The organism is Sphingosinicella sp. CPCC 101087 (assembly GCF_004151485.1).
Classification (GTDB): Bacteria; Pseudomonadota; Alphaproteobacteria; order Sphingomonadales; family Sphingomonadaceae; genus Allosphingosinicella.
Genome location: NZ_SBFF01000001.1, coordinates 661,663 through 670,193, shown reverse-complemented (window position 1 = coordinate 670,193; position 8,531 = coordinate 661,663). Strand labels below are relative to the sequence as shown.

Below are 8,531 nucleotides of genomic sequence, written 5' to 3'. Positions count from 1 at the left end.
GATCTCGGGATCAAGCTCGAGAGCGTCACGCTGAACATGCTGGGCCAGGCCAAGCGCGTCACCATCGACAAGGACAATACGACGATCGTCGATGGCGCGGGCGAATCCGACCAGATCAAGGGCCGGGTCGAGTCGATCCGCCAGCAGATCGAGGTCACGACCAGCGACTATGATCGCGAGAAGCTGCAGGAGCGGCTGGCGAAGCTCGCCGGCGGCGTCGCGGTGATCAAGGTCGGCGGCTCGTCCGAGATCGAGGTGAAGGAGCGCAAGGATCGCGTCGACGACGCGCTCCACGCGACCCGCGCTGCGGTCGAGGAGGGTATCGTCCCCGGTGGCGGCACTGCCCTGCTCTATGCCGGCAAGAAGCTCGACGGCCTGACCGGAGCCAATGACGACCAGACCCGCGGCATCGACATCGTCCGCCGCGCGCTCCAGGCGCCGGTGCGGCAGATCGCCGAGAATGCCGGCTTCGACGGCGCGGTCGTCTCGGGCAAGCTGCTCGACGGCAATGACGAGACGCTGGGCTTCAACGCACAGACCGAGGTCTACGAGAACCTGGTCAAGGCCGGCGTGATCGACCCGACCAAGGTCGTTCGCACGGCGCTTCAGGACGCGGCTTCCGTCGCGGGCCTTCTCATCACCACCGAAGCGGCGGTGAGCGAGCTGCCCGAGGACAAGCCGGCCCCGGCGATGCCGGGTGGCGGCGGCATGGGCGGCATGGACTTCTAAGTCCGCGCTGACCTCAGAAGCGAAAAAGGAAGGGCCGGGGCGGCGACGCTCCGGCCCTTTTCTTGGGTAGTCTAGTTTGCGCCAACTTTGGCCATTCAACGGCCTTACCGCCTATCCTGAAAGCCGCCGGTCCGGTCAGCCATTCAAGGCTACCTCAGGTCGTAGAAGACCAAGCGGTTCATTATTCCAATCCACATCTGGCCGCCGCTGCCAGTAAAGCCGAAGCTTTGTGGATAGCAACCGCTACAGGCGAGTGAGAAGCGTTGAAGGATACGCCCGTCTACCATCGACAGGAGCCCGATCATCTGACGCCGATTAACAGCGGGGAGCGGGATTAGTGCAAACCTGCCAGTCGGGCTGATCACCGGACCGCCGAAGCGGTTCCAGAACTCACTCGCTCGGGCCTCCAGGCTCCAGACCGTGCGCCCGCTTCTCGCGTCAATGAGCGCGGCGACCGTAGCGTCGATCGGCGTCGGCGGTGGCGGAGGCTGGCAGTTGCGGCAGTCGTGAATGATCGGCCCTTCGGGCTGAAGTGGACGCCAGGCCAGGATATGAGACCCGCCGGGAGTGAGTTCAGCGCGAGCGAAGCGGTCGTCGAAGAACGGTGTGAGCGGCGCTGGCCTCTGTCCCTGGGTCCAGACCAGCCATACTGCCGGAAGAAATCGTTCCTGCCGCGGACCAACGTTCGAGGCCCGCCCGTGCGAACGGTCGACCACCCGCTCAAACTGAAGCAGGGCAAGCAGACGGCCATCCGGCGACTGAACAGCCGAGACATCGAAGAGGCTGAATCCGTTGTAAGAGCCGGCACGAAGTCTGAGCGCCTCGGCATCCTCGGCCGTAAGCGAGTGGAGTATTCGCCTGCGCGGCACGTCGATCATAGCCAGCGTAGGTGACGGGTCGTCATGCTCCGGCCGGTAGCGATCTCCACGCGTGCCGAATTGGGCGATCGCACGCCCATCACCGCCGACCCAAGCTAGCGCGTCCAGTGGGCCAGCGGCATGCTCGGGCGGGGCGAAGCGCCGGACGTTTCCACCGCGTTCGATTAGGATCGGCGTGAGACCGCTCAGCGCCCAACCGTTCGGTCGCACCACCTGCTGCTCGACCGACCAGAGACCAGAACCGTCGGATAGCCAGGCAAGCGCATCCTGACGATCGTCCTGAATGCCCGTTCCAAAATCCCGAAACGTGACGCGATTAGACAGCCGGAACCCGGCGCCGGCGTCGAATGCGACGACGTCAAGCGGGCTGACCTGCCCCCGATCCCAGAAAGCGACGGACTGCCCGTCAGGAGATAGGACCGGCGGCAGCCGGTAATCCTGGCCCCGCGGCAGATCCAGGCAGCGGATCGTCGCTAAGCGTGCAGGCCCCGGACCAAGTGGCTCGACCTCAGCGCGCCTGAGGTCTTCGGGACAGGGCACAGCCGACGGCGCCCGGCTTTCTTCCGCTGCAAATTCCGCGACGGTTCTGCGGGGCTGACTTGGAGCTTGGGGAACCGCTTCGGCTGCAGGTTGAAAACCGAGGATGATCCCGGCGACACCGAGTACGAGAGTGGCATGGAGGCGCATCGCGAACGAGTCTGACACTTGTCAGGCTAACAAGGGATTACCCTGAATCGCTCGACCGTTCACGCGTCACTTCGGCTGAGCCGAGCGTCCGCTCATTGTGATCGCAAATCGAGAGCCGCCAGTCCGCTTGCGGCCAATTCCGGACAACTGGCCGCCTCTGTCGTAACGGGAGCGGCAACATCGCTCGACGCTAAAAGCGAAACGGCCGCGCCGATTGCCTCGGAGGAAGAAGGTAGGCTTCAAACTCCCAACCACTCCAGTCCATGGGGTAGATCCTCAGCGGCGAAGTCCACCTGGAGAACGCGCCTGCGGCTCGGTCTCTCGGCCGCTTTCGATGCGTGGAGGATCGGCGTCGAATAGAGCCGGTTCCGCACCGCCGTGCCACGTCGTCGACCTCGCCCTCAGCTATGCGGCCATAAGCGTGCGAGCCGGGCGCTATGAGGAGGGGCGCATTGGTGGCGGGCACGTCATCGAGGTGCGCCCGCAAGGTTACCATGCGCGCCAGCAGGTCGGATGGCGGGGCGACATGGTCAAGGCCGCGTTTCACCGTCCATGGGCCGAAGCCGGGTGCGTCGCGACGCGCCTTCACGCAGATCGTCCGGTCCTGGTGCCACGCCAGCGACCAGTTGGTCTGTGCCGTCTTGTTGAACAGGATGGCGCGGACCGGCCTCGCCCGCGGCCCGAGAACTGATGCGGCGACGGCACCGATGCATCCCTGCCGCGCAAGCAGCGGGTCAAGTGCACGAATACCATGAAGGCGCAGGCCGGCCCCGTCGGCGGGCAAGCCTGACAGCGCCGCTTCCAGCTCGCCGATGCAAGGGCGCAGCGCACCCTCGAACAGCTGCGCGCCATCCGTTTCGAACAGCAAGGGACGGCCGTCTACCATGCTCGCCGCTAAGCATCGGCTCCGTGGCGGCGCAAGGCCGGAGCGGGTGCGGCGACCACCGACCCCTCCCTGTAATCTTACCGCACCGCGCTCGACGGCGCATGGCGCACGATCCGCAATGAATAGACGGTCCCCGCAATTCATGGGCTAAGACGGAGTCCGCGTGTAACGGTTCGGAGGGGCGCATCGTGGACGACAAGCTGACGCGGCGGCAACTGATCGCTGGCGCGCTCGCCGGCGGCGGACTGGCGGGCCTGGCGGCGCCCGCCGGCGGGCAGGCCGGCCGATCCACCCTGTTCCGCGAGGTCTCGCTCGTCGACGGCACCGGTGCGCCGCCCCGGCCTGCCGACGTGCTGGTCACCGGCGATCGGATCGCGCGCGTGACGGCGCCTTCGCGCGAACGCGTGCCGTCTGGAACCCGCGTCGTCGAGGGCGGCGGGCGGGTGCTCGCGCCGGGTTTCGTCGATCTCCACACCCACGGCGATCCGTTGCGCAGCCCCTATGACGGCTTCCTCGCCATGGGCGTGACGACGATCACCCTGGGCGTGGACGGCAGCGGACCGGGCCTGAGCGAGGAACTCGACACCGCCGGCTGGCGGCGGGCCGTCGAGCGCGCGCCGCTCGACACCAATGTCGCCTTGCTGGTCGGCCACGGCACGATCCGGCACGCGGCGGAGATCCCGGATTCGGTCCGCCGGCCCGATGCGGCCCAGCTGCAGCGGCTGGCGGCGCAGCTCGAGGCCGAATTCCAGGCGGGCGTCTTCGGCCTCTCCTACGGCCTCGAATATGTGCCGGGAATCTATTCGGAAGCGGCCGAGCACCGCGTCCTCGGCGAGGTCGTCGCCCGGCATAATGGCGTCGTCATGAGCCACATGCGATCGGAAGACGACGACGCGATCGAGGCGTCGATCGAGGAGCTCGTCGCCTCCGCCGGCCAGGCTCGCGCCCATATCTCCCACCTCAAGGTCGTGTTCGGCCGCGGCGAGGCGCGCGCCCGCACCCTGCTCGAATATCTCGCCGCCAAGCGCCGCCAGGGCATCGACCTCACCGCCGACGAATATCCCTACGAGGCCGGCTTCACCGGCATTGCCATCCTGTTCCCGGAATGGGCGCTGCCACCGACCGATTATGCCGCCATCGTCCGGAAGCGCCGGCCGGAGCTGTACGACCATCTGGAGCGCCGCATGACCCGGCGCGGCGGCCCGGGCGCGCTGCTGATCGGGACAGGAGCCCATGCCGGCAAGACGCTCGCCCAAGTCGCCGAGGAATCGGGCCGCCACTTCGTAGACGTCCTCATCGACCTCGGCCCCGAAGGAGCGATGGGCGCCCATTTCACGATGGACAAGGCGCTGCAGGATGCGCTGCTGGTCGATCCCCACGTCGCCTTCTCGACCGACGGCGGCCCGGGCCAGCGCCACCCGCGCGGCGCCGGAACCTATGCCAGGCTGATCGAGGAATATGTCGTCCGCGACCGCAAGCTCACGCTCCAGGAGATGGTCCGCAAGGCGACCTCCTATCCGGCCCGGATCCTGCGCCTCACCGACCGTGGCACCATCCGCCCGGGCGCGAAGGCCGACCTGCTCCTGTTCGACCCGGGCAAGGTGCGGGCCCGCGCGACCTATGTCGATCCGTTCGCCAAGGCGGAGGGGTTCGATCTGGTGATGGTGAATGGGCGGGCGGCTTATGCCGAGGGGAGCAAGGTCGGCCGATCGGGAACCTTGCTGCGCGCGCGTTGACGCCGAGGTGGTTCGGCGTCGATCGAGGGAATGTCGAAATCGGGCGTAAATACAGACGGGGCAAGTTACTAAGATATGGCCCTATGATATATCCCAGGATAGCCCAAGAAAACTTCCCCGCGCGCGTGGAACTGTCCTAGAAGTCTTAAGAAGAAGGGACAATGATCCCTATTAGCCTTGTTCTGCCAAGGCAGGATAGCTTGCTCGTACGGCGCGGTCTACATCGGTTCGCCGCACGATCCACTCGAATGGCCGGCATAATCACGGGTGGGACCAGGATCGTTCATCTGCGCGAAAGGTTCGGCCGAACACGGTCGGGCATCCAGCGGCGTTCAGGTGCAGCTCCATGCCGCACGTCCCATGAGGCCGGATGGAGGGGTTCCGGCAGCCGGTCACGCCATCACCGGGCCGCGGTCGGACGAGAGCTGCGATCACGCAGGCCCGGTCGATCGAGTTTGAAGGAACAGCGTCATGACTGTCATTTCCAAAAGCCCAAGACTTCTCCTCCTCCTCGCCACGCTCGCCGGAACGGTCCCGGTCAGCCTGGCCGCGCAGCCGCAGGACCAGCCCGAGGACGACATCTCGGCGATCGTCGGCGACTCGGCTCCCCCCGAAGCGGCCGAGACGACCGAAGGGCCCGAGATCGAAGGCATCATCTCGGCGCGCAACGGCGACCAGGTGCAAGTCATCACCGCCGACGGCACCACCACGACCATCGCCGTCACCAGCGACACCAGGATCACCGCCAGCGGAGGCTTCCTGGGCCTGGGCCGCACCCAGCTTGCCGCGGATTGGCTGCTCACCGGGCTGCCAGTCAGCGTCGAGACGTTGCAATCGGGCAGCGGCCTGGTGGCGAGCGAGATCGATCTGAAGAACAGGGACCTCAGGACCGCATCGATGATCCATAGCGGCACCGCCCAGCGCTTTGCCGAGCAGGGCGCGGCCATCCACCAGAATGCGGCGGCAACGGAAGCGCTGCGCGGCCGGATGGGCGATATCGATCAGTATAACGTCAAGCGCACGACGAACGTGAACTTCGACTTCGGCGAGGCGGCGCTGTCCGACCAGGCGAAAGCCGATCTGTGCGCCACGGCCGCCGCAGCCGAGGCGATGGACAATGCCCTGCTGCTGGTCGTCGGCTACACCGATGCCGTCGGAAGCGTCGAATTCAACCAGGCGCTCAGCGAAAGGCGAGCCGGCAGCGTCGTCAATCATCTTCAGCAGGCCTGCGGCTGGAAGCCCTATCGCATGCTGACTCCCACCGGGATGGCCGAAGCGGATCCGGTGGCGAGCAACGACACCGCCGAAGGCATGTCGCAGAATCGGCGCGTCGCGGTGAACATCCTGGTCAGCAAGGCCGTCGACGGCCTGTGAGACGCGCGGGGTGGGCTTTGCCCACCCCACATTCCCGGCCCGAACCCGCGCGTTCGACCGCCATTCCTTTCCGCCGTGCGACGGACATCCCAGCCCCGACGGGCGGCCAAGTCGCGCCCGGACCGTGACTTTTGGCCCATGGCGAGGCGGCTCGCACTATGGCAGCATTCTCCAGCCATCGGAGGAGCATGCCATGGGCAGGATGACCAAAGCGGGTTCCGGACCACTCGCTTGCGCTGCAGCGATCGGGCTGTCCGTCGCGGCCGTTGCGCAGCCGCAGCAGGCGGAGCCGGCGACGACGCCAGCACAGCCCGCTCCCGGCGGGGGCGCGTCGGCACTGCGGCCGGCAACCCCCGTCCACGAGAACGAGCTCGTCGAGACCTGGAACGAGCGGGTGAGCGCCGGTCCCCCGGTCGGCGCCTACCCGGAGTTCGATGGCTGGAGCATGGGCCACGCGATGCCCCTCGCCCGTTCCGAACACGCCATCGCCGAACTGGACGGCAAGATCTGGGTGCTCGGCGGCTATCCGCCCGGGCGGCTCCCGTCAAACCTCGTCCAGATCTATGACCCGGCCACGAGCCGCTGGTCGCTCGGCCCGCGGCTGCCCCAGCCGATCCACCACGTCATGGCCAAGGCGGTCGACGGCAGGCTCTATGTAATCGGCGGGGAGATCGATGGCGCGAGCACCGGGCGGCCGGAAATCTTCGTGAATCACGTCTGGATGCACGATCCGGCGATCGGCGGCTGGGTCCAGCGTGCGCCGATGCCGACACCGAGGAGCGGCGGCGGCTCGGCGGTGATCGACGGCAGGATCTACGTGGCCGGCGGCCGCCCGCCCGGCGGCTCCGCCTTCGAAGTCTACGATCCGGCGACCGACCGCTGGGAAAGGCTTCCGGATCTGCCGACGCAGCGGAACCACCTGGCCATGGCCGCGCTCAACGGGCGGATCATCGTCGCCGGCGGACGCACCGGCCCGGGCGCCATGGCCGAGCGCGTCGACGCGGTCGAGATCTACGATCCGGCGACCCGCCGCTGGACCCGGGGCGCACCGCTTCCGGCGCCGCGCGGCGGCATCACGGCGGCGGTCCATGCCGGCTGCCTCTTCGTCTTCGGCGGCGAGGGCGAACGAACCCACGTGCTGGGCCTGACGCCCACCACTTATGGCTACGATCCCCGCGCCGACCGCTGGACCAGGCTGCCGGACCTCCCCATCGCGGTCCACGGGCTCAAGGGCAGCGCGGTGATCGGCGGCCGGATCTTCCTGCCCGGCGGCGGGATCACGCTGGGCGGCAATTCCGGCACCAATGCCATGCAGGTGTACCGGCCCGAGATGCGCTGCGAATAAGGCGGCAAGCGCGGCATCGACATCGTTCGCCGCGCGCTCGCGCGCTGCCCGAGGACAAGCCGGCCCCGGCGGGGCCGGGCGGCGGCGGCATGGCTTCTAACTCCGGCACCCGAAGGCAAAGAGAAGGGCCGGGGGCAACCCCGGCCCTTCCTTCGGTCCAATCACGCCCGAGCGCCTTCGATGCGATCACTCCTGAGCGTTGGCCCCGTTCGCCTCGTCCATGCCGCTCTCGGCTTCCATCGCGTCGAGCTCGGCCTCGTTCGCGACCAGGCTGTCCGGCGAGACGTCGATCATATTGTCGTCGAGCATGGCGGCGGCATTGTCGAGCTGCCGCTCCTCGTCCGCCGTAAGGCCGCCGCGCCCTTCCTCGTTCCCGCAGGCGGAAAGCAAGGCGAAAGCCGCGAGGGCGGGGAGTGTGAGTCTCTTGTTCATTCGGGCGTCCTCCTCGCTTCCGCATCTAGCCGCTTTCCCGGCGGAACGGAATCGCGCAGATCAGTGAAGACCGTTCTCGACGGCCGGGATCGCCGATCCGGCGAGCTCGACGGGCCAGGGGAATGACGAGGAAGACGGAGCATCTTCACCGACCGGGGGGCGGAAGCCGAAACCGACGTTGCAAGGCGCACGCTCCGGAATCAGGCATGAAAAAGGGGCCGCGCGCCTCGGCGCACGGCCCCCAACCGACTTTCGGTGAAGAAGCTTACTCGGCGGTGTTTTCGACCGCGTTGCCAGCATCCTCGGTCAGGTTCTCGACCACCTCACCGGTGTTCTCGACGGCGTTGCCCAGATCGTCGAGCGCCTGATCGGCGGCTTCCTCGGCGTTCAGGACGTCCGTCTCGGCTTCGTTGGCCGTGGCTTCCATGTTGGTGTCGGTCGCTTCGTTGGTCTCGGTGGCGCCA

8 protein-coding genes are annotated in these 8,531 nt (G+C 67.4%); 4 read left to right on the top strand and 4 right to left on the bottom strand.

The window, feature by feature from the left end; genetic code table 11:
* Window positions 1-729 (top strand): TCP-1/cpn60 chaperonin family protein (locus tag EKM57_RS03275; RefSeq protein ID WP_305849903.1); only part of this gene is annotated, 729 nt, incomplete at its 5' end.
* Window positions 730-878: 149 nt separating this feature from the next.
* Here the strand turns inward: EKM57_RS03275 and EKM57_RS03270 are convergent.
* Window positions 879-2,312: a hypothetical protein gene (locus EKM57_RS03270; RefSeq protein WP_165357158.1), complete on the bottom strand. Its 1,434-nt coding sequence runs from the start codon at window positions 2,310-2,312 to the stop codon at window positions 879-881.
* A 172-nt stretch (window positions 2,313-2,484) separates the two neighbouring features.
* Window positions 2,485-3,180, bottom strand: coding sequence for a phytanoyl-CoA dioxygenase family protein (locus tag EKM57_RS03265; RefSeq protein WP_371414113.1), 696 nt, complete (start codon window positions 3,178-3,180; stop codon window positions 2,485-2,487).
* A 188-nt stretch (window positions 3,181-3,368) separates the two neighbouring features.
* Here EKM57_RS03265 and EKM57_RS03260 point away from each other — a divergent pair, with 188 nt between their 5' ends.
* The 3 genes from EKM57_RS03260 to EKM57_RS03250 all read left to right on the top strand — a co-directional run bounded on the left by EKM57_RS03260 (window position 3,369) and on the right by EKM57_RS03250 (window position 7,635).
* Window positions 3,369-4,916, top strand: a complete 1,548-nt coding sequence (locus EKM57_RS03260; RefSeq protein ID WP_129790999.1) for an amidohydrolase family protein — start codon at window positions 3,369-3,371, stop codon at window positions 4,914-4,916.
* A 471-nt stretch (window positions 4,917-5,387) separates the two neighbouring features.
* Entirely contained in the window at window positions 5,388-6,290 is a 903-nt protein-coding gene (locus EKM57_RS03255; RefSeq protein WP_129790998.1) for an OmpA family protein, read from the top strand.
* A 193-nt stretch (window positions 6,291-6,483) separates the two neighbouring features.
* Window positions 6,484-7,635, top strand: a complete 1,152-nt coding sequence (locus tag EKM57_RS03250) for a kelch repeat-containing protein (protein WP_129790997.1) — start codon at window positions 6,484-6,486, stop codon at window positions 7,633-7,635.
* A 186-nt stretch (window positions 7,636-7,821) separates the two neighbouring features.
* On the opposite strand, the gene EKM57_RS03245 is transcribed toward EKM57_RS03250, so the two are convergent.
* Both EKM57_RS03245 and EKM57_RS21755 read right to left on the bottom strand, forming a co-directional pair.
* On the bottom strand, window positions 7,822-8,067 hold the full coding sequence (locus EKM57_RS03245) for a hypothetical protein (protein WP_129790996.1): 246 nt from the start codon (window positions 8,065-8,067) through the stop codon (window positions 7,822-7,824).
* A 265-nt stretch (window positions 8,068-8,332) separates the two neighbouring features.
* The coding region (locus EKM57_RS21755) for a hypothetical protein (protein WP_206185273.1) at window positions 8,333-8,531 on the bottom strand (199 nt) is incomplete at its 5' end.

What these genes read in the sequence shown, in the direction of transcription:
- EKM57_RS03250 (WP_129790997.1), top strand. Translation starts at nt 6,484, where the DNA reads ATGGGCAGGATGACCAAAGCGGGTTCCGGACCACTCGCTTGCGCTGCA.
- EKM57_RS03245 (WP_129790996.1), bottom strand. Translation starts at nt 8,067, where the DNA reads ATGAACAAGAGACTCACACTCCCCGCCCTCGCGGCTTTCGCCTTGCTT.
- EKM57_RS03255 (WP_129790998.1), top strand. Translation starts at nt 5,388, where the DNA reads ATGACTGTCATTTCCAAAAGCCCAAGACTTCTCCTCCTCCTCGCCACG.
- EKM57_RS03265 (WP_371414113.1), bottom strand. Translation starts at nt 3,180, where the DNA reads ATGGTAGACGGCCGTCCCTTGCTGTTCGAAACGGATGGCGCGCAGCTG.